This is a genomic window from Bradyrhizobium sp. 21, assembly GCF_023073335.1.
GTDB lineage: Bacteria > Pseudomonadota > Alphaproteobacteria > Rhizobiales > Xanthobacteraceae > Bradyrhizobium.
On record NZ_JADPJG010000008.1, the window covers coordinates 14752 to 34246 of the forward strand.

A 19495-nucleotide genomic window follows, 5' to 3' on the forward strand; every position below is an offset into this window, starting at 1 on the left:
TTGACCTGGTCGTGGGAGTTGAAGGGGGTGAGGTTGCGACGATACAATATGAGAAGATTGTATTGTAAATCCAGTGCATTCTAAGGTGGTTTCCCACGTCGGCTATCTTTCGTACCTCCCGGCTCAAGCTCCCTGTAAGTGGGTTACGTTCACTTGGTAAGGTCGAGCCTCATAAACTGATTATGCGGGCTCGCTTGATAGTCGGCAAACGGCTCGCAAGGCACGAAGCCGGCGCTGCGGTAGAGCGAGATTGCTGGAGCGTGCAGCGGCGCAGTACCAGTCTCCAGGCTGAGACGCGCATATTTGCGCTTGCGGCCCTCAGAAATGATGTGGTGCAAAATGGCCCGCCCGACCCCTGTCCGCCGGTCGGTGGGCGCAGCGCGCATCGACTTCACTTCGCCATGCGTCTCGTCCAGTTGCTTCAGGGCACCGAAACCAGCCAGCAAATCATTGTGCCAAGCGGTCCAGAACGTCACGGACCCGGCCGAAAGACCGCTGGCGTCGAGTGCCTGCGCGTGCTCACCCATAACGCTGCGCAGCTCTAGCAAGTGATGCGCCAACAAGTCGACGACATGTGGCGCCTTCGGATCGTCCTGCCTGATTTCCATTGCGCGCCCTGGATCAGGTAGCCGTCTTCGCCGCGTTCCACAGCGCATCCATTTCCGCCAGCGACGCCTGCTCCAGCGTTCGTCCCTCCGCCGCCAGCGTGCGCTCGATATAGGCAAACCGCCGTTCGAATTTCGCGTTGGTCGCGCGCAGCGCGGCTTCGGGATCGGCGTCGACGTGGCGGGCGAGGTTGACCAATGCGAACATCAGGTCGCCGGTCTCCTCGGCCATCTCCTGCTTGTCGTTGCGGTCGAGCGCGGCTTCGATCTCGTCGGCTTCTTCGCGGATTTTTGCCAGCACCGCGCGAGGGTCGTTCCAGTCGAAGCCGACGGTCGAGGCCTTGCGCTGGAGTTCCATCGCGCGTGTCAGCGCCGGCTGGCCGGCCTTCACGCCTGACAACAGCGATTTGTGCGACGTCCCTTCCGACGGCCGGCGCGCGGCGCGTTCGGCCTTTTCCTCGGCCTTGATGCGGTCCCAAACTTCCTTGACGTGGGACGAGGCGAGATTGCCGTCCCTGTCGGCGAAGACATGGGGATGGCGGCGGATCATCTTGCGGGTGATGGCTTCGACGACATCTCCAAAAGCAAATGCGTTCTGCTCCTCCGCCATCTGGGCGTGGAACACGACCTGCAAGAGCAGATCGCCAAGCTCCTCGCGCAAATCGTCGAGATCGCCGCGGTCGATCGCGTCGACCACCTCATGGGCTTCCTCGATCGTGTAGGGCGCGATGGTCGCAAAATTCTGCTCGAGGTCCCAGGGGCAGCCGGTCACGGGCGTGCGCAGCGCTGCCATGATCTCGATCAGGCGGGAAATGTCGCGGGAAGGGGTCATTGCGGGGCAGTCTCCTGGCTCCAAAACCTTATGCCAAAAGCGGGCGGCCGTTCCCAGCGCGGCGCAGCGGAACAGGGCGATTTCCACCGATTGGCGAGCGGGGTGCGCAGTGCTAAAGCGCGGGCCATGAGTGACGCATTTTCATCCGAAACCGCGCTGGTGCTGTTTTCCGGCGGTCAGGATTCCACGACCTGCCTCGCCTGGGCCTTGAGCCGCTTCGCGCGCGTGGAGACGCTGGGGTTTGACTACGGCCAGCGCCACGCCATCGAGCTGGCCTGCCGCGACCGGCTGGTCGACGGCATCAAGGGCTTGCGCGCCGACTGGGCCGCAAGGCTCGGCGAGAGCCACACGCTGTCAATCCCGACGCTGGCGGCCATGTCCGAGACGGCGCTGACGCGCGATGTCGCGATCGCGATGGGCGCCGACGGCCTGCCGAATACGTTCGTGCCCGGCCGCAATCTGGTGTTTTTGACCTTCGCCGCGGCGCTGGCCTATCGGCGCGGCATCACTCACATCGTCGGCGGCATGTGCGAGACCGACTATTCCGGCTATCCCGATTGCCGCGACGACACCATCCGCGCCATGCAGGCCGCGCTGTCACTCGGCATGGCCCGCAAGTTCGAACTGCATACGCCCCTGATGTGGATCGACAAGGCCGCGACCTGGCGGCTGGCGCATGATCTCGGCGGCGAGGGGCTGGTCGACCTCATCCGCGAGCAGTCGCACACCTGCTATCTCGGCGAACGCGGCGCGCAGCATGAGTGGGGTTTTGGCTGCGGCGCTTGCCCGGCGTGCAGCCTGCGGGCGAAGGGGTGGCGGGAGTTTGTGGCGGGGCGGTAGTGCCACGCACTCGGTGTCATCACCCGCGAAGCGGGTGATCCAGTATCCCAGAGACCGTGCTTGAGCCGAGACGCCGCAGCGTACTGGATTCCCCGCCTTCGCGGGGAATGACAGCGGAGGGTGGGGCGCAAGCGTACCTCTTGCGACAGCTACTCAAAATCCTCCGGCCGCAGCTCGATCGGCTTGCCATGCGGCGTCCGGTCCGCGGCGTGATCCCAGGCGTCACGGTAGCGATGCAGCGTCTCGATCGAGGCGACGCCCTTGCGGGCGACCAGGCCTTCCAGCGTGGCCAGCCAGTGCAGGTAATAGGTCTCGCCGGTGTCAGGGTCGCCGGCGGCCTGCGCGCGCTTGATCTCGGAGGCCAGGGCGGCGGCCCATTCGGGCCAGGTGAACACGCCCCGCTCATGCAATGTCAGCGCCATCGCGAAAGCGTGCGCCTCCCAGGGCGCGCGAAACACCGGGCCGTCGTCATCACGGGGAATGCTGGGGATCGCCGCAGCCGCGGCAGCAGCCGTGCTGCTCATCACGCCGGGTCCAGATAGGGCTCGAAGGCGTCGATTGACACCTTCAAGGTCGGATCACCGTCCGCGCCCCAGAGATCGCGGCCTTCGAACACCACCGTGTAGAGCCATTGCGGATTTTCGCCGAGCTCCATCGCGGCCGAGTCCGGAAACACGTGGCAGCCGTGGTTCAGCTCGACGACACCGACATGGCCGCGCACGTAGCGCGGCAGCCGCGTGTGCGTCACCGGATGGATGTTCTTGGCGCGCACGCGTTCGCCGATGTTGAATCTTGCAGGCGCCGGAGCAGGCCGGGCGAACTTGCCGCGCACCATGGTGCGCTCGACACCGTCGCGCTCCAGCCTGCCGTGCTTGAGTGCCTTGGCCGGATGCACCGCATGCCCGGCGGCAACGTCCTCCCGGGTGAGATAGCCCTTCTCGATCAGCATCTCCTCGAGCCCGAGAAACCATTTCTTGTAGTAGGAGCTCGAGAGATAGACGTGCGGCGGGATCGTCTCGCGATAGAAGCGCGAGGTGTCGATGTTGAAGGCGCCGGCCGCGCCCATCGCACGCACCATCGCCAGCACCCGCGCTTCCCATGCCGCATGGAATACCGGCTCGTTCGGCTCGGGTTCGACCTTGCCGAACCCGTCCATGCCGCCCATGTCGTGCACGCCGTTCATGACGGCACGCCGGGGGCTTTGGGAAAGCCGGTGCCGATCATGCAATCGCGGGTGACGAGCGCGGCGAGCTGTTCCTCGCTCCAGCCCTCCGTGCCCTCGGGGCGCATCGGCAGCACCAGGAAGCGCGTTTCGGCCGTGGAATCCCAGACCCTGATCTCGATGTCCTTCGGCAGCGTGACGCCGAAATCGGCGAGCACACCGCGCGGGTCCTTCACCGCGCGGGATCGGTAGGGCGCAGCCTTGTACCAGACCGGCGGCAGCCCCAGCATTTCCCAGGGGTAGCAGGAGCACAGCGTGCACACGATCATGTTGTGCCGCTGCGGCGTGTTCTCGACCACGACGAGATGGTCGCCGACGCGGCTGATTTGGCCAAGCGTGCTGATGGCCTTGCTGCCGTCCTCCAGCAGCGCCGTCCTGAAGGCCGGATCGCTCCAGGCCTTGGCGACGACGCGCGCGCCGTTATGCGGGCCGATTTTGGTCTCATAGGCCTGGATGATGGCGTCGAGCGCGGCCGGCGCGACATAGCCTTTTTCGGTCAGAATCGTTTCGAGCGCGCGCACGCGCAGCTCGGTTTCGGACAGTTCGGAATGGTCGTGATCGTGGTGATGATGCTCACTCATGGGGCGAAGATAGTCCCAGAATCCGGGCGTTGTCGAGGCGAAGACTCTGCTAACATCTCAGCATGGGCTGGGCTGCAAGAACCGGAATAACCGCCGCACTCGCGGCTGTGGGCGTACTCGCGGCGCAGGATGCGCACGCCGCGAATGGCGCCTATGCGGTCGACGCCGCCGATATCTCCGAGGTCGGCTCCTGCAAGGTGGAAAGCTGGATGTCGGCCGCTTCCAACGCGGATTTCTCCGCCGTCGCCAATCCCTCCTGTGTCGTCGATCCCTTCAGGCCGGTCGAGCTCAGCCTGCAGACCATCCGCGCCCGCAGCGATGGTGACTGGAGCACGACGATCGCTCCGAAGGCCAAGTCCAATTTCATCCCGACCGCAATAGGGCGGTGGGGATTGTCGGCCTATGGCGGCGGATCATTCGACGCGGCCACCGGCGAGGCGCTGACCGCCTTTGCCGTCATCCCCGCGACTTTCCGCCTGTCCGAGACCATGCGCATCAACGTCAACGGCGGCTGGCTCTGGGATCGCACAGTGGATCGCCACTATCTGACCTATGGCGTCGGCTTCGACTGGAAGTTCACCGATACCTTGCAATGGACCATCGAGGCGTACGGGCAGGCCGGCGCGTCCGAGATCGCAAGCGTCGTGCAGCCGCGATTCCAGACCGGTGTGCGCTACCGGCCGAACGAGATATTTTCCGTCGACGTAATCTACGGCCGCAACATCACCGGCGAGAACGCCAATTGGATCACCATCGGCACCACGATCCGGTTTCCGGTCGGTGGCGCCCAGCCGGAGCACCGCCGCACCGGGCATTTGTGAGCACCGGCAATATCAAGAACCGGCAATATCAAGACTTGGGAGCCAGAACCCGAGGTCAGGCCATTGATCGCGCCGCGGACAGTCCGTATACGCCGCGCTGGGACAAAAGCGCCCGGCTAACGGACCGGCAGAATGCGCTGACAATCGAAGGGGGAGGGCCCATGACAGCTAGCTCGCAGGCACCTGAGGCGAAAGGGTTTCGCTGGAAGCTGGTTGCGCCGATCGCGGTGTGGCTGGTGATCTATCTGTGGCCGGTGCCGGCGGGGCTCAACGTCAATCAGTGGCACTATTTTGCCGTCTTCGCGGCCGTCATCACCGGGCTCATCCTGGAATCGATGCCGGTCGGCGCCGTCGGCCTGATCGGGCTCACGGTCGCCGGCGTCGGGGGCTATATCGATCCCGATCCAGGCAAATCGCTGCGCTGGATGCTGGCGGGCTTTGCCGAGAGCACGGTCTGGCTGATCGTGGGCGCCTTCGTGTTCTCGATCGGCTATCGCAAGAGCCAGCTTGGCCGGCGCATTGCGCTCGTGCTGGTGCAAAAGCTCGGCAGCAACACGCTGGGCCTCGGCTACGCGGTGGCGATGTCGGACTTCCTGCTGGCGCCGGCGACACCGTCCAACACCGCGCGCAGCGGCGGCATCGTCTATCCCATCATCAGCAACATCCCGCGCATCTACGGCTCCGAGCCTGGGCCGACCGCCGGCAGGATCGGCACCTACGTGATGTGGACCGCGTTCGCGTCCACCGCTGTGACGAGCTCGCTGTTCTTCACCGCGCTCGCGCCCAATGCGGCGGCGCTGGCCATCGCCAAGAAGACGGTCGGTGTCGAGGTCAGCTGGGCGCAGTGGTTCATGGGCTTTGCGCCGCTCGGCCTCCTCCTGATGGTGCTCGTCCCACTGCTCAGCTACGCGGTCTGCCGTCCCGAGGTGAAGCGCAGCCCGGAAATTTCCGAATGGGCGGGGAGGGAGCTCAGCGAGATGGGCCCGATGTCGCGCAACGAGTGGATCATGCTGGCGCTGATCCTGCTTGCGATGTTCCTGTGGATCGCGGGCTCCAGCCCTGACATCCGCGTGCCCGTGCTCGGCTCTAACTTCGTCAACGCCACCACCGTCGTGTTCATCGTGATCTCGCTGATGCTGGTGACCGGCGTGATCGAGTTTGCCGACATCGTCAGCGAGAAGAGCGCCTGGGAGGTGTTCTTCTATTTCACCTCGCTGTTGACGCTGGCCTCCGGCCTCAACGAGATCGGCTTCATCAAATGGTTCGCAACCGAATACGCCAAACCGCTCGCGGGGCTCACGCCGTCGACCGCGATGCTGCTCCTGGTCGCGCTGTTCTTCTGGATCCACTATTTCTTCTCGAGCATCACCTCGCATGCCGCCGCCGTACTGCCGGTGGTGCTCGCGGTCGGATCCGGCATCCCCGACCTGCCGGTCACGACGCTCGCCATGCTCTGCATGTATTCGCTCGGCCTGATGGGCGTGATCTCGCCTTATGCGACGGGGCCGGCGCCGATGTATTTCGGCAGCGGCTATATCGGGAAGGGCCAGTTCTGGGGCTTTGGGCTGCTGTTCGGGCTGGTCTATTTCGCGGGGCTCCTGCTGATCGTCCTGCCGTGGTTGCAGGTCCGCTAAGCCAGGGCGGAGGCTGATACCCCGGCAGATGAATTTTCTTCGCCGGGGCGGGATTTGGAAAACTTCGTCCAACTCCCCGCAAATATGTGACATTGCAAGGGAGCCCTGAAAGGGCGATGGTGTGTGCTGCGGTGCAGCGCGCTCCACGCGAGCCCTCATCGCGGTTTCAGTCTCCGTCGCTTGATGCGACCCGTTCCCGGATGCCCCAGAGGCAAGCGGAACTATTGTGCATGAAGGCCGCCTCGATGAATGCCCACCCGTCGCTCGCGATCGGACGGCCGATCGAAACGCTTGCAGCGATGTCAGCCGCCGCGACTGCGCCTGACGCGATGGTTCGTTTCGAAGGCATCTCGAAGACCTATCCGGCCTATCGCGGCAAGCCCGGCGTCAATGCCCTGCAAGACATCGACTTCGCGATCCCGCGCGGTTCGATCACCGGCGTGATCGGCCGCTCCGGCGCCGGCAAATCGAGCCTGGTCCGGCTCATCAACGGGTTGGAGAGGCCGACCAAGGGCCGCGTCGTCGTCGACGGCCGCGACATCTCGGCGCTCGCGGGACGCGACCTGCGGCTGGCGCAGCGTTCGATCGGCATGATCTTCCAGCATTTCAACCTGCTGTCGTCGCGCACGGCAGCCGCCAACATCGCGCTGCCGCTGGAGATCGCCGGCTGGGCCAAGGCCGACATCCGCGCGCGCGTGGCCGAGCTGCTGGCGCTGGTGGGCATCGCCGACAAGCACGACCGCTACCCGTCGGAACTCTCCGGCGGCCAGAAGCAGCGCGTCGGCATCGCGCGGGCCCTGGCGACGCGGCCGAGCGTGCTGCTGTCGGACGAGGCGACTTCGGCGCTCGATCCGCAGACCACGCGGGCGATTCTCGATCTGCTCGCCAACATCAACCGCGAGCTCGGGGTGACCATCGTGCTGATCACCCACGAGATGTCCGTGGTGCGCCAGCTCGCCAGGGACGTCGTGGTGCTCGACGCCGGCCACGTCGTCGAGAGCGGCCACGTCGCCGACATCTTCACCCATCCCAAACATCCGATCACGCAATCCTTCCTGGCCGAAGTCATCGGCGACAGCCTGCCGGTGTCGCTGGCGAGCCGGATCGTTTCGGAGCCGGCTGCGGGCGGACAGGCGGTGATCCGCGTCCAGGTGCGCGGGGCAGGGGCCGGCGACACGCTGGTGGCGCGGTTGGCGCGCGAGCTCGGCCTCGACGTGTCGCTGCTGTCGGCCCGCATCGACGAGATCGGCGGCCAGCACGTTGGCTCGCTGACGCTTGGGATTCCTCTCGGCATGTCGGGCGGCGAGGACGCGACGACGCGGACGCTGGACTGGCTCTCACAATATCAATTCCCCGCGGAGCGTCTCGGCTATGTCGCCTGAACTCATTAATTTGATCATCCAGGCCACCGGCGAGAGCCTCTACATGGTCGGGCTCGCGGCACTGATCGGCACCGCCTTCGGCCTGCCGCTTGGCGTCTTTCTCGCCACCAGCCGGAAGGGGGAGCTGTTCGCGGCGCCGATCGTCAATCGCGTGCTTGGCATGGTCGTCAACGCGACGCGCTCCACGCCTTTCATCATCCTGGTCGTCGCCATCATCCCGTTCACGCGTCTCGTTGCCGGCACCTCGATCGGATCGACGGCGGCGATCGTGCCGTTGACGATCGCCTCGGCACCGTTCATCGCGCGCCTGGTCGAGGCCGCGATCCGCGAGGTCGATGGCGGCCTCATCGAGACCGCGTCCTCGTTCGGGGCCTCGCCGATGCAGATCGTGCTCAAGGTGCTGATCCCCGAAGCGCTGCCGGGCTTGCTGCTGGCGCTGACGCTCGCAGTCGTCAGCCTGCTCGGCTATTCCGCCATGGTCGGCGCCGTCGGCGGCGGGGGCCTCGGCGATCTCGGTATCCGCTACGGCTATCAGCGCTTCATGCCGGAGATGATGCTGGCCGTCGTCGTGGTGCTGATCGCGCTGGTGCAGCTGGTCCAGAGCGCCGGCGACTATCTGGCGCGCCGGGTCAACCGCCGGCTGCGGCATCGCTGACGGGCCACCCGCGCCTCAGACGGCAAATTTCCAGTCTGGAAATATTCCAATTCTAGAGATGCGACATCGCGGAAGAGCGGCATAAGCAGCGCGCCGCAGATGAGCGCATTCGTCGCACGCGCTGCGCACGCGTCTGGAGAAATTCTAACGCCGTTCCTATCGCACTTCCAAATCGTCTGAGTTAGGGCGAGGCATCAAAAACGATACCGGCGAAGCCGGCAGTGCGTGGGGCCTCGACAGACGTGACCGACTCCCAGCCTTCTTCGCGTTCCGACACGCGTCGCCGACAGATTCAGGTGCTTTTCCTCGGGGCAGCCAGCACATTTGCTCTCGTCGTTCCCTTCGGTGCCGTGGAGGCGCAGACGCAAATTCCAGCCGTCACCGTCGAAGCGCCGGCTCAGCGCGGCCGTCCTGTGGCGGTCGCTTCGTCGCGACGGTCAGCGGCGACACGTACCGCTCGCGCCAATCGTCGCTCTCCGGCGCAGCAGGCCGCGCCAACCCAGTCGGCATCATCCAATGGCGCCACGGGTGAACGCGCCAACGGTCCGGTGCGCGGGTTTGTCGCCACAAGAAGCGGCACCGCGACCAAGACGGATACGCCGCTGATCGAAACGCCGCAGTCGGTATCGGTCGTCACCACCGATCAGGTGAGAAACCAGGGCGCGGTCTCGATCGGCGAGGCGCTGCGCTACACGGCCGGCGTCAGCGGCGACGTCAACGGTGGTTCGGACACCCGCTTCGGCGCGCTGCAGATCCGCGGTTTCGACACGACCATGTCGGGCCTCTATGTCGACGGCTTGCGGATCCCCTCCAGCAATTACGTGCATTTCAACGGCCTCGATCCCTACGGCGCCGAGCGCATCGAGGTTCTCAAGGGGCCGTCCTCGGCGATGTATGGCGGCAGCGGCACCGGCGGCATCCTCAACTACGTGACCAAGCTGCCGACCGCGCAGCAGTTCGGCGAGGTCTCGATCTCCGGCGGCAGCTTCAACCGCTATCAGGGCCAATTCGACATGGGCGGTCCCGCCAACAAGGAAGGCACCGTGCTGTGGCGCCTGACCGGCGTCGTCCGCGATGGCGAGACCCAGGTCGACTTCACCAAGGACAACCGCGTCTTCATCGCGCCCGCCGTCACCTTCAAGCCGAACGAGGACACCACCATCACGCTCCTGGCCAACTACCAGAAGGACCGGGCAGGGTGGGGCCTCCAGTTCCTGCCGGCCTCGGGCACGGTGTGGCCGAACAACGGCCGCACCATTCCGGTCTCGTTCTTTGCGGGCGTGCCGGGCTTCAATGCGTTCAACACCGAGATCGCGACCGCCGGCTACCAGCTCTCGCACAATTTCACCGACAACATCACGTTCCGTCAGAATTTGCGCTATGCCTATCAGCACAACGAAGAGAAGGTGTTTTTCGGCGGAGGCTATACCGACGAGGCCGCGGGGCAGCTTGCGCGTTTCGGAAGCTACAGCAACTCGTACATCAACTCCTTCGCCGTGGACAATCAGCTCCAGGGCAAGTTCACCACCGGCTTCCTCAGCCACACCACGCTGGTCGGGATCGACTACCGCAACACCAGCTTCCGCGACACCGCCTTTGGCGTCACCACGTCCGCGCCCGAGATCAACGTCTTCAACCCGGTCTACAGCTACGACTGGACCACGGGCGCCATGAGCGACGACACCGGCGTGAAGCAGTCGCAGGTCGGCCTCTACGCGCAGGACCAGATCAAGCTCGGCCGGCTCTCGTTCCAGCTCGGCGGCCGCCAGGATTTCGTGACGACGCAGGTGGACGGCGGGATCTTCAACACGTCAGTCTCGAAGGATGTTTCGGCCTTCACCGGCCGCGCCGCATTGATGTACAATTTCGACAACGGCATCGCGCCCTATTTCAGCTATTCGGAATCGTTCTTGCCGGTGCTCGCGACTGGCCCGAGTGGACAATTGCTCAATCCCGAGACCGGCGTGCAGTACGAGGTCGGCGTCAAGTACCAGCCGGCCGGCTGGAACGCGCTGTTCACTTTCGCCGCCTTCGACCTGACGCGCGACAACGTCGTCACCTTCGCACCGCCGAGCTATCTCGCCGAACAGACCGGTCAGGTGAAATCGCGCGGCATCGAGCTCGAAGGCACGATGTCGCTCGCCGACGGCTGGAACCTGCGCGCGGCCTATGCCTATGTCGATGCTATGGTCACGCAGGATCCGGTGAATGTCGGCAAGGCGCCGGTCACCGTGCCGCTCAACCGCGCCTCGCTATGGAACGACTACACGCTTCAGACCGGGCCGCTGGCGGGCCTGCAGTTCGGCGGCGGCGTCCGCTATGTCGGCGCGACCTGGGGCGATGACGCCAACACGTTCAAGGTGGGATCCTCGACCGTGCTGGATGCGCTGCTTGCCTACAGCAGAAACAATTGGCGCCTGTCGCTTAACGTCACCAACCTCGCCGACGCACGCTATGTCGCCGCCTGCTACAGCCTGTCGGGCTGCTTCTACGCGGAGGGACGCAAGGCCATCGGCAAGCTGACGTATCGATGGTGAGCCGGGTAACCATGAGAGCAATATTTGGCAAATTGCATCGCTGGGCCGGCCTGCTCACGGCCGGCTTCCTGTTCTTCTCCGGCATCACCGGGGCGATCATCTCCTGGGACCACGAGATCGACGACGTCCTGAACCACCAATTGTTCGACGTCACCAGCAAAGGCCCGGCGATTCCCTCGATCGAGCTCGCGAAGATGATCGAGCAGCGCGATCCCCGTGCGCGGGTCGTCTACCTCTTCATGACTCCGGAGCAGGGCCATTCGCTGTGGTTCTTCGTCATGCCGCGGATCGATCCCGCGACCGGCAAGCGTTACACGCTCGACTACAATCAGATCTTCCTCGATCCCAACACCGGAGTGGAGCTCGGCCGGCGCTACTGGGGCGCGGTGTGGCCTGTGACGCGGGAGAACTTCGTCTCGTTCCTCTACAAGCTGCACTACACCATGCACATCCCGGAATTCTGGGGCAGCGATCGCTGGGGCATGCGTGTGCTCGGCGTGATCGCCATCATCTGGACGATCGATTGCTTCGTCGGTTTCTACCTGACGCTGCCCTCGCGGCGGAGCACCAAGGCGGCGCGGGCGCCCCAGGTCGCGCGCCAGCTCGAACGCGGCTTCTGGGCGCGCTGGGCGCCGGCCTGGACCATCAAGACCTCGGGCAGTGCCTACCGGATCAATTTCGACATCCACCGCGCCTTCAGCCTGTGGACCTGGGGCGTGCTGTTCGTCATCGCCTTCACGGCGTTCTCGCTGAACCTGTATTTCGAGGTGTTCTCGCCGCTGATGAAGATGGTGTCGAACTACACGCCGACGCCCTATGAGCAGCGGCCCTATCGCGATCTCGACGATCCCATCGAGCCCAGGGTGACGTTTGCCGACATCGCCGCGCGCGCGGCCGCCGACGGCAAGGGGCGACGGTGGACCGTCCCGGTCGGCTCGATCAATTACGGCCCCGCCCATGGCGTCTATGCCGCGGCTTTCTTCCATCCCGGCGACGACCACGGCGCCGGCGGGGTCGGCCCAGCGCAACTCTATTACGACAGCGAGGACGGCCGTCCGATCGGCGAACGGCTGCCCTGGGTCGGCACCGCCGCCGACATCTTCGTGCAGGCGCAATTCCCACTGCATTCCGGCCGCATCGTCGGATTGTTCGGCCGCATCCTGATCTCGATCATGGGGCTGGTGGTGGCCGCGCTCTCGGTCACCGGTGTCGTGATCTGGTGGCGCAAGCGCCGCGCCCGCGTCCGGGTGCGCGAGACCGCCGCAATGCGCCTCGGCCGGCAGCTCACGCCGGCGGAGTAGGGCTCTCTTTCGTCGCGGATGAACCTTCGCGCCCGGCACCGGCACAAAGACTGGAGATCGCTCCCAGTCTTGCCGGAAATCGCATGAGATCGCTCGCCTTGCTCTGCCTGCTCGCTTTCGCCGTGCCCGCTTATGCGGCCACGCCCGAGCAGCACTATCTCGACCTGCGCGATCGCTACATCGCAAAATTCTCCAAGGCTCCGGAAAACGACGAGACCAGCAAGCAGCACGATGCGGCGCTCAAGGAGCTGACGACTGTGCTGCGCGGCCTGGTAGGCCCCGTCACGATCAAGGGACTGCCGGCCGACGGCAAGACGAACGCGGACACGCTCTTCAAGGGCGACTCCGGCTTCGGCCATCTCGACGGTCTCGGCTTCGCCGCCGAAGGCGACAAGATGCAAGCCGTCGTGACCACCATTGCGCTGCTCAAGCACTGGCTGCGCGAGCACGGCGAGGACGGCATGCCGCCAGAGATCAACGCCGCGTTCAAGTCGGACCGCTTCTATTATTATGCGATCCAGGACTCCGCCTTCGCCAAATATGCCGAGCTGCCGATCACGAAGCCCGCAGGCGCGAACGCCGCAATCGCGGTGCTCGGCGTGCGGGGTAATGGCGACCTGAAGGGACCGCCGCACGAGATCGACGTCGTCGCGATCCAGGGCGACAAGGTCTACTTCCTCGCCGCAAGCGACGCCGTGAAGACGGCCGAGATCCCGGCCTGCGAGAAAGTCTGGAAGCAGATGATGGCCAAGCCGATCGACAAGAAGGACCCGCGCGGCGACATCACCCGCGAGGACAATGCCATGACGGCCTACACGGCGTGCTTCGCCAAAGCGGCGCCAAGCCAGGGATGGTACGCGGCGGCGGTCAAGAAGGCGCAGAGCCAGCTGGAGCTGCTACCGCTGCGCTAGGGATGCACTAGCCTGTCGGTGCGGTTTGTGCCAAAAACCGCGGGCGCAAAGCTGACGAAAGGGCATGTGAAGTTTGGCTGCATCGAAAAAGGGGGCTGAGCCTGCGGAACGCCAGAACGGGATCGACCGGACCATCGATCTCCTGGAAGCGCTGCTGCATTTGCGCGCGCCCTCCAGGCTCAGCGACCTCGCGAAGCAAATGGGCGCGCCGCGCTCGACCGTCTATGCCATCGCCAACCGCCTGATCGAGGCTGACCTGCTGGAGAGCGTTGGCGAGGGTGGCCAAGTCTATTTCGGCAAGGCGGTGCATCTCTACGGCCAGGCCTATGCGGAGGCCAATCCCCTGCATCGCCGATGCCGCGAAGCCCTCGACCGGCTGGCGAGCCAGCATAGCGCGACTGCGCAACTCTGCGCACTGCGCGGCCGCAAATACGTGGTGGTCGATACACGCGACGGGTCCGGCCTGTTCCGGATCACCACGGATGTCGGCATCGAGGTGCCGCTGCCGTGGACTGCATCCGGCAGGTTGTTGCTGGACCATATGAGCCCCACGGAAATTCGCGCGTTCGTTCCGAAAGAGGATTTTCGCCTTCCGGACGGCCGCATTCTCGATGTCGGTGATTTCATCAAGGATGTCGCTCGCGCCAGACGTGACGGCCAATGCGTGACGACGGCGCTGTCGGATCGGTTTACGTCGTGTCTTGCCGCCCCGGTCCGCGACAAGAAGGGCATCGCAGTCGCGACGCTTTGCTTCGTCATTCCCGCGGACTCGCTGAAAGAGCGCAGGACCGCGCTGCTCGACGACCTCGTCGCCGCCACAACCGAACTTTCTGATCGCCACTGAGCCCAACGGCAGGCAGCGCTACGGCCGATGCATCCGCATCGTTTCGTGCGCTGGCGTCGCGCGCGCATTCAGGGGAGGCGCTCTTGAATGTCCAGGCTTGACATCACGCCGTTAGAATATCTAACGTGACGCTATAAGATAATGTGGTCCGTTATAAGGGACACCCTGAATACAGGCGTGGCGATCTCTCCCCGGTCCCGTCTTCGGGACAAGAGACGCGATGCCGCGTTCCAGAGAGGATTCAAAATGGCGAATGCAAGCCAACAGGTATCCGGGCGACGCTGGCTGATCGGCTGCCTCCTCGGCGTCGGAATCCTCGTCAACTACATCGATCGTGTCGGGCTCTCCGCCGCGACGCCCGAACTCACCCGGGAGCTTGGCCTCACTGCCACCGACATCGGTCTGCTCGGCAGCGCGTTCTTCTGGACATATTCGCTGCTGCAAATCCCCGGCGGCATGGTCCTCGACCGCTTCGGCGTCACCGCGGTCGGCCGCGCCTCTAGCTTCCTCTGGGCGGTTGCCGCCACCATCACCGCGCTCGCCAGCGGGCTCTGGGGCATCGTCGCCGCGCGTATGTTGCTTGGAGTCGCGGAAGCGCCGGCGTTTCCGGCAAGCCAGAAGGCGACCGGCCACTGGTTTCCGCTCGACGAGCGCGCGCGCTCGACTGCGATCTTCGATTCCGCCGCAAAATTTTCCAACGTGATCGGCGTGCCGCTGGTCGCCTACATCATCTTTCTCTACGGTTGGCGCTGGGGTTTTGGCATCACGGCGCTGCTGAGCCTTTTGTATTTCGTCGCCTACTACATCATCTATCGAAATCCGAGCGAGGATCCCAAGCTCTCGAAGGCCGAGCATGATTACATCATCGCCGGCGGCGGCACGCCGGAAGGCCCGGCGACGGCGGGCCAAAGCCGTATGCTTGGCTACCTCCTGCGCAACCGCAAGGTCTGGGGGCTGACCATCGGGTTCTCGGCCTACGGCTACACCTTCTATCTCTTCCTCACCTGGCTCCCCGGCTATCTCGCCCAGACCATGCACATGAATCTCATGTCGGCCGCGGGCTATTCGACGATTCCCTGGATCTTCGCGACGTTGTCGGACCTCCTGATCGGCGGCTTCCTGGTGGATCATTTGATCGCGCGTGGTTACGACAGCACGAAGGTGCGCCAGTCGGTGATCATCGTCGGCATGCTGATGGGGCTTGCTGTGATCGGCGCCGCGTTCACCGTGAAGCCGGGCTGGGCGCTCCTCTGGCTGTCGATCGCGATCTCGGGACTGTCCGCCGCGGCGCCCGTCGGATCCTCGATCGTGTCGCTGATCGCTCCCAAGGGCGGCGCGGGAACGGTTGGCGGCATTCTCAATTTCACCAACAACATGATGGGCGTCCTCGCGCCGATCGTGACCGGCATCGTGGTCGACTGGACTCAATCGTTTGCCGGCGCTTTCATGATCGCCGGCGTCGTGCTGTTGATCGGTATCTTCTTCTACGTCGTGGTGCTGGGACGGATCGAGTCGATTCCCGATCTCGCCGAGGCACCGCCGCAAGACGCCGTGGCCGTCCACTGAGGAGGGGAGCATGCCCCAAGGAACAAGCCAAGGAACAGGCCGAGGAACAGGCCAAGGTCCGAACCAAGGCGGGAACAAGGATACCCTCATCCGCAATGCGCGGCTGATCGACGGCACCGGCGCGCCGTGGTTCGCGGCCGACCTGCGCATCAGCGGCAGCCGTATCGCGGCAATCGGCGCCTCCTTGCCTGCTGACGGAGCCGACATCATCGACGCGCGCGGGTGCTATCTCGCGCCCGGCTTCATCGACGCTCATTGCCATGACGACCTGATCTGCCTGCGCGAGCCCGACAGGCCCGAGAAAGTGTTGCAGGGCGTGACCACGCTTGTGGTCGGCAATTGCTGCTTCTCGCTCTATCCGGCAAACGCAGACTCCGCCGAGATGCTGCGCCAGCACTTCTCGGGACTTGCCGGTGAAACCCGGGCGAACGAAGTCTTCGACAGTTTCGACGGCTACCGACGAGCCTTGGAGGGGCCGGGTGTGGCGCTCAATCTAGTCTCCCTGGTCGGGCATGCCGCGATCCGGCTCGCCGTTCTCGGTTACGAACGCCGCCCGGCTACGGACCAGGAGGTCGCCGCGATGCAGGCGCTGCTTGCGCAGCAACTCAGCCAGGGCGCCGCCGGCCTATCGCTCGGCCTCGTCTATCCGCCGAGCGCCTATGCCGACAGCAACGAACTCTGCGCGCTGGCAGCGACCGTGCGCGCGCATGGAAAGCTGCTCACGGCACATATCCGCAGCTACGAAGCGGGTTTGCTGACATCCATCGACGAGTTCATCGCGATCCTGCGCGCCTCCGGCGCGGCGGGGCTGTTGTCGCATCTGCAATCGGCGGGTAAGCCGAACTGGGGCGCCATTCCCAAAGCCCTCGAACGGCTCGAGGCTGCGCGCGCGGAGGGGATCGACATCTCCTTCGACATGTATCCGTATCCCGCCGGCAGTTCCTACATGCTGCAATTGCTGCCGCCGGCTGCGCTCGAGGGGGGCATCGACGCCCTGCGCACGCGGCTGCGCGATCCTGCGAAGCGCGAGGCGATGCGCGTGCTGGTGGAGGAGGGTGATCCCGATCCCCATGCCGCGCAGTCCAAGATCGTGCTGATCGGCTGGCACAATGTGCGCATTTCTGGCACCGGCAATCCCGCGCTGAAGGCGCTCGAGGGCAAGTCGATGGTCGATGCCGCGCGCGAGCTCAGCATCTCGCCGTTCGATCTGATGGTTCGGTGCATCGAGGAAGACCAAGGCCAGACCGGCATCATCATGTTCCAGCTCGATGAGGCCGATTTGCGCGCGGCCTTCACCCATCGGTTGCACATGGTCGGCTCCGACGGCATCCCGCGCCCGGGCACCAAGCCACATCCGCGCGCCTATGGCAGTTTCCCGCGCGTCGCCGGCCGGCTGACGCGTGAGCACGGCTGGCTGACTTTGGAAGATGCCGTGCGGCGGATGACCGCGATGCCTGCCCAGCGCTTCGGCCTTTCCGACCGCGGCATCCTGCGGCCGGGCATGACCGCGGACCTCACTCTGTTTGACGATACCATCATGGACAAAGCGACGTTCGAGGCGCCGACTGAAATTCCCGCGGGCATTCGTTCGGTGTTCGTCGCGGGCGAGGCCGTCGTCACAGAGGGACGCAGCACCTTCGCGCGTCCCGGCCGGACCTTGATCGCCGGCTGACGGCACCGCAGTTTCAACCATCACACACAGGACGATACGCAATGACCCTGAAACGATACGGCGTGGCCGGCGGCACCGGTACGGGCGGCCAGCATCTTCCGTTTGCCCGCGCCGTGGAGGCCGACGGCTGGCTCTACGTGTCGGGGCAGACGCCGATGGAGAAAGGCGAAGTGATCGAGGGCGGCATCATCCCGCAATCGCACAAGGCCATCCGCAATCTGCTCGCCATCCTGGCCGAGGCCGGCTACGAGCCCAAGGATGTCGTGCGCTGCGGCGTCTGGCTCGACGATCCCAGAGACTTTCAAAGCTTCAACAAGGTCTTTGCCGAATACTTCGGCGCCCATCCGCCTGCACGCGCGTGCGTGGTGTCGAGCATGGTGGTGGACTGCAAGGTGGAAATCGACTGCGTCGCCTATCGCAAGTGAGCGAGGGCGCGCAAGATTTCACTTCTGACTAGCGCCCGTTGCCGCCGGCATTCCACCCGCGCCCGCCTTCGCCAAAGATCTCGTGCCCCGTCGCCGTTACCGCAACCGTGTCCTCCAGCTTGATGAACCCGCGCTTGGGATGCTTCATCGTGGTCTCGATCGACACCACCATGCCGGCTTCGAGCGGCAGGCGGGCATCCGTGTCGTCGTAGGGCACCGGCCCCTTGGCGGTCAGGCGAGGGGCCTCGTGGCTGACGAGGCCCATGCCGTGGGCCAAAAAGTCCGTGCAGTCGCGCTGGCTGATCTTCGCGAGCTGCCGCTCGGCCGCGACGTAGATGTCGCCGCCCATGGCGCCGGGCCGGACCGCGGCGAAGGCGGCACGCTGGACCGCTTCGATCTCCGCCAGACAGTCCTTCAACTCGGCATCGGGCTCGCCGAGCACGGCCATGCGCGCGAGGTCGCCGATATAGCCGTGGTAGTTGCCGCCGGAATCCAGTGACAGCACATCGCCTTGCTCCCAGCGCTGCGCCGACGGCGCCCGGTTGTGGCTGTTGCCGCAAGCGAGCAAGCAATACTCAAACGTCAGCCCGCGCTTGGCTTCGGCGATGCGCAAGGCGTCCGACAATTGCTGCTTGGTCGTGCCCTGCCGTGACCCGCGATCACCTCCAGCATCGACGCAATCACCAGCTCGGATGCGGTCTTGAGCTTGGCCAGTTCATCTGGCGACTTCACCGCGCGCAGCCGCTCCAGCACCAGCAGCGCGTCCTTGAGCTCGGCGCCGGGCAGGGCGTCGGCCAGCGCCCGGCCCGCATCCATCGGCAGGAACGCCATCTCGACCCCGACCCGCTTCAAGGGCACGCCGGCGTCGCGGATCAGGCTTACCGCCCGGGTGACCGCATCGACCGAACCGTTGGACTCGGTCCGAACCTGCGCCACCCAAGGCGGCGCAACACTGCGTTGGTGGGTCTCCAGCCGGTGGCCGACATAAACCGCGTGCTCAGGCGCGCCCTTGGGATAGACCAGGACCGGCAAATAGCGGCTGACACCCAGCGCATCCATGTAGTCGAAGAAGATCGCGCGCTCAGCCCCCAGCAGGTACTGCACATTGTGCTTGGAGGTCGCGACCAGCACGTCGAGGCCGGCAGCCTCCATCAGACGATCGAGCTTGGCCGCGTCGAATGGAATGGCGCGCGAGCCGGCCGCGCGAGCAACATTCTCCTGCATGACGAACCTCCCAATGGCCGGCGCGACTTGTCTGGCTGCGTCCGGTGTCTGAGCTCGTATTAGGGACAATTCTGAGCCGGGAGCAGGGTCCGCGGTAGCCGTCGATTAGGCCGGGCTGACCTGCGCACACCGATATCCTTGATTCGCATAAGGTATATTATGGAATATATTTATCTATAATTAGATCAGTTATTTAGCCGGAATTCCTCCCACCGAACCTTCGCTCTCTGTCCGTTTTCGCTCCGACCGTCGCACGTCGTGTCGGCCAACGACGGCACCTTTGCATGGGTTTGTTTCTCAGCTTTTGAATCCTGCCCATGCCTCCGAAAGCCGATATTGCCGTGAGGATGTCCGGCTGCAATAAGCGAGGCTTCGCGAGATCGCAGATGACCTTCTGACCCGACGTCCGTATGGTTTGCGTCTCAGAACAACAACAAACTTTC

Annotated in this window: 17 protein-coding genes and 1 pseudogene; 12 read left to right on the top strand and 6 right to left on the bottom strand. The window is 64.7% G+C overall.

Going from position 1 to position 19495, the window contains the following annotated elements; translation table 11 throughout:
• Positions 1 to 149: 149 nt before the first annotated feature.
• Together IVB31_RS11945 and mazG are read right to left on the bottom strand one after the other, a co-directional pair.
• The gene (locus IVB31_RS11945) at positions 150 to 608 is read right to left on the bottom strand and encodes a GNAT family N-acetyltransferase (protein WP_247322167.1); all 459 of its coding nucleotides are present in this window, start codon (positions 606 to 608) and stop codon (positions 150 to 152) included.
• 13 nt (positions 609 to 621) lie between these two features.
• Complete coding sequence (gene mazG, locus IVB31_RS11950) at positions 622 to 1437, bottom strand: nucleoside triphosphate pyrophosphohydrolase (RefSeq protein WP_247322169.1); 816 nt, start codon at positions 1435 to 1437, stop codon at positions 622 to 624.
• A 126-nt stretch (positions 1438 to 1563) separates the two neighbouring features.
• Between mazG and queC the strand changes: the two genes are divergently transcribed.
• Complete coding sequence (gene queC / locus IVB31_RS11955; RefSeq protein WP_247322170.1) at positions 1564 to 2277, top strand: 7-cyano-7-deazaguanine synthase QueC; 714 nt, start codon at positions 1564 to 1566, stop codon at positions 2275 to 2277.
• A 149-nt stretch (positions 2278 to 2426) separates the two neighbouring features.
• On the opposite strand, the gene IVB31_RS11960 is transcribed toward queC, so the two are convergent.
• From IVB31_RS11960 to nthA, 3 genes are read right to left on the bottom strand one after another with little or no spacing between them, the layout of a single operon-like run.
• Positions 2427 to 2801 (bottom strand): nitrile hydratase accessory protein, encoded by a 375-nt coding sequence (locus IVB31_RS11960; protein WP_247322173.1) that lies wholly within the window; start codon positions 2799 to 2801, stop codon positions 2427 to 2429.
• Complete coding sequence (gene nthB / locus IVB31_RS11965; RefSeq protein WP_247322176.1) at positions 2801 to 3460, bottom strand: nitrile hydratase subunit beta; 660 nt, start codon at positions 3458 to 3460, stop codon at positions 2801 to 2803. The genes IVB31_RS11960 and nthB overlap by 1 nt, the downstream gene beginning before the upstream one ends.
• Positions 3457 to 4080, bottom strand: coding sequence for a nitrile hydratase subunit alpha (gene nthA / locus IVB31_RS11970; protein WP_247322179.1), 624 nt, complete (start codon positions 4078 to 4080; stop codon positions 3457 to 3459). The genes nthB and nthA overlap by 4 nt, the downstream gene beginning before the upstream one ends.
• Before the next feature lie 62 nt (positions 4081 to 4142).
• On the opposite strand from nthA, the gene IVB31_RS11975 reads away from it, so the two are divergent.
• The 11 genes from IVB31_RS11975 (at position 4143) to IVB31_RS12025 (ending at position 17828) form a co-directional block, all read left to right on the top strand.
• The gene (locus IVB31_RS11975) at positions 4143 to 4901 is read left to right on the top strand and encodes a hypothetical protein (RefSeq protein ID WP_247322182.1); all 759 of its coding nucleotides are present in this window, start codon (positions 4143 to 4145) and stop codon (positions 4899 to 4901) included.
• 161 nt (positions 4902 to 5062) lie between these two features.
• On the top strand, positions 5063 to 6535 hold the full coding sequence (locus IVB31_RS11980; protein WP_247322185.1) for a DASS family sodium-coupled anion symporter: 1473 nt from the start codon (positions 5063 to 5065) through the stop codon (positions 6533 to 6535).
• 230 nt (positions 6536 to 6765) lie between these two features.
• Positions 6766 to 7917, top strand: a complete 1152-nt coding sequence (locus tag IVB31_RS11985) for a methionine ABC transporter ATP-binding protein (protein ID WP_247322187.1) — start codon at positions 6766 to 6768, stop codon at positions 7915 to 7917.
• Positions 7907 to 8572, top strand: coding sequence for a methionine ABC transporter permease (locus IVB31_RS11990; protein ID WP_247322190.1), 666 nt, complete (start codon positions 7907 to 7909; stop codon positions 8570 to 8572). Before IVB31_RS11985 ends, IVB31_RS11990 begins: the two co-directional genes overlap by 11 nt.
• A gap of 548 nt (positions 8573 to 9120) precedes the next feature.
• Positions 9121 to 11109 (top strand): TonB-dependent siderophore receptor, encoded by a 1989-nt coding sequence (locus IVB31_RS11995; protein ID WP_247322193.1) that lies wholly within the window; start codon positions 9121 to 9123, stop codon positions 11107 to 11109.
• Positions 11110 to 11120: 11 nt separating this feature from the next.
• Complete coding sequence (gene fsrB / locus IVB31_RS12000) at positions 11121 to 12410, top strand: siderophore utilization protein FsrB (RefSeq protein ID WP_247322196.1); 1290 nt, start codon at positions 11121 to 11123, stop codon at positions 12408 to 12410.
• Positions 12411 to 12493: 83 nt separating this feature from the next.
• Positions 12494 to 13321, top strand: a complete 828-nt coding sequence (locus tag IVB31_RS12005) for a hypothetical protein (protein WP_247322199.1) — start codon at positions 12494 to 12496, stop codon at positions 13319 to 13321.
• Positions 13322 to 13394: 73 nt separating this feature from the next.
• On the top strand, positions 13395 to 14165 hold the full coding sequence (locus IVB31_RS12010; protein ID WP_247322201.1) for an IclR family transcriptional regulator: 771 nt from the start codon (positions 13395 to 13397) through the stop codon (positions 14163 to 14165).
• A gap of 246 nt (positions 14166 to 14411) precedes the next feature.
• Positions 14412 to 15731, top strand: coding sequence for an MFS transporter (locus IVB31_RS12015; RefSeq protein WP_247322204.1), 1320 nt, complete (start codon positions 14412 to 14414; stop codon positions 15729 to 15731).
• A gap of 10 nt (positions 15732 to 15741) precedes the next feature.
• Positions 15742 to 17403 (top strand): D-aminoacylase, encoded by a 1662-nt coding sequence (locus tag IVB31_RS12020; RefSeq protein ID WP_247322206.1) that lies wholly within the window; start codon positions 15742 to 15744, stop codon positions 17401 to 17403.
• Between the two features lie 41 nt (positions 17404 to 17444).
• Positions 17445 to 17828, top strand: a complete 384-nt coding sequence (locus IVB31_RS12025) for a RidA family protein (RefSeq protein ID WP_247322210.1) — start codon at positions 17445 to 17447, stop codon at positions 17826 to 17828.
• A 28-nt stretch (positions 17829 to 17856) separates the two neighbouring features.
• Here IVB31_RS12025 and IVB31_RS12030 read toward each other — a convergent pair.
• Positions 17857 to 19052 (bottom strand): annotated as a pseudogene (locus tag IVB31_RS12030) (Xaa-Pro peptidase family protein).
• Positions 19053 to 19495: the final 443 nt, after the last annotated feature.

Coding starts and splice junctions, on each gene's coding strand:
- IVB31_RS11945 (WP_247322167.1), bottom strand. CDS start 608: ATGGAAATCAGGCAGGACGATCCGAAGGCGCCACATGTCGTCGACTTG.
- mazG (WP_247322169.1), bottom strand. CDS start 1,437: ATGACCCCTTCCCGCGACATTTCCCGCCTGATCGAGATCATGGCAGCG.
- queC (WP_247322170.1), top strand. CDS start 1,564: ATGAGTGACGCATTTTCATCCGAAACCGCGCTGGTGCTGTTTTCCGGC.
- IVB31_RS11960 (WP_247322173.1), bottom strand. CDS start 2,801: ATGAGCAGCACGGCTGCTGCCGCGGCTGCGGCGATCCCCAGCATTCCC.
- nthB (WP_247322176.1), bottom strand. CDS start 3,460: ATGAACGGCGTGCACGACATGGGCGGCATGGACGGGTTCGGCAAGGTC.
- nthA (WP_247322179.1), bottom strand. CDS start 4,080: ATGAGTGAGCATCATCACCACGATCACGACCATTCCGAACTGTCCGAA.
- IVB31_RS11975 (WP_247322182.1), top strand. CDS start 4,143: ATGGGCTGGGCTGCAAGAACCGGAATAACCGCCGCACTCGCGGCTGTG.
- IVB31_RS11980 (WP_247322185.1), top strand. CDS start 5,063: ATGACAGCTAGCTCGCAGGCACCTGAGGCGAAAGGGTTTCGCTGGAAG.
- IVB31_RS11985 (WP_247322187.1), top strand. CDS start 6,766: ATGAAGGCCGCCTCGATGAATGCCCACCCGTCGCTCGCGATCGGACGG.
- IVB31_RS11990 (WP_247322190.1), top strand. CDS start 7,907: ATGTCGCCTGAACTCATTAATTTGATCATCCAGGCCACCGGCGAGAGC.
- fsrB (WP_247322196.1), top strand. CDS start 11,121: ATGAGAGCAATATTTGGCAAATTGCATCGCTGGGCCGGCCTGCTCACG.
- IVB31_RS12005 (WP_247322199.1), top strand. CDS start 12,494: ATGAGATCGCTCGCCTTGCTCTGCCTGCTCGCTTTCGCCGTGCCCGCT.
- IVB31_RS12015 (WP_247322204.1), top strand. CDS start 14,412: ATGGCGAATGCAAGCCAACAGGTATCCGGGCGACGCTGGCTGATCGGC.
- IVB31_RS12020 (WP_247322206.1), top strand. CDS start 15,742: ATGCCCCAAGGAACAAGCCAAGGAACAGGCCGAGGAACAGGCCAAGGT.
- IVB31_RS12025 (WP_247322210.1), top strand. CDS start 17,445: ATGACCCTGAAACGATACGGCGTGGCCGGCGGCACCGGTACGGGCGGC.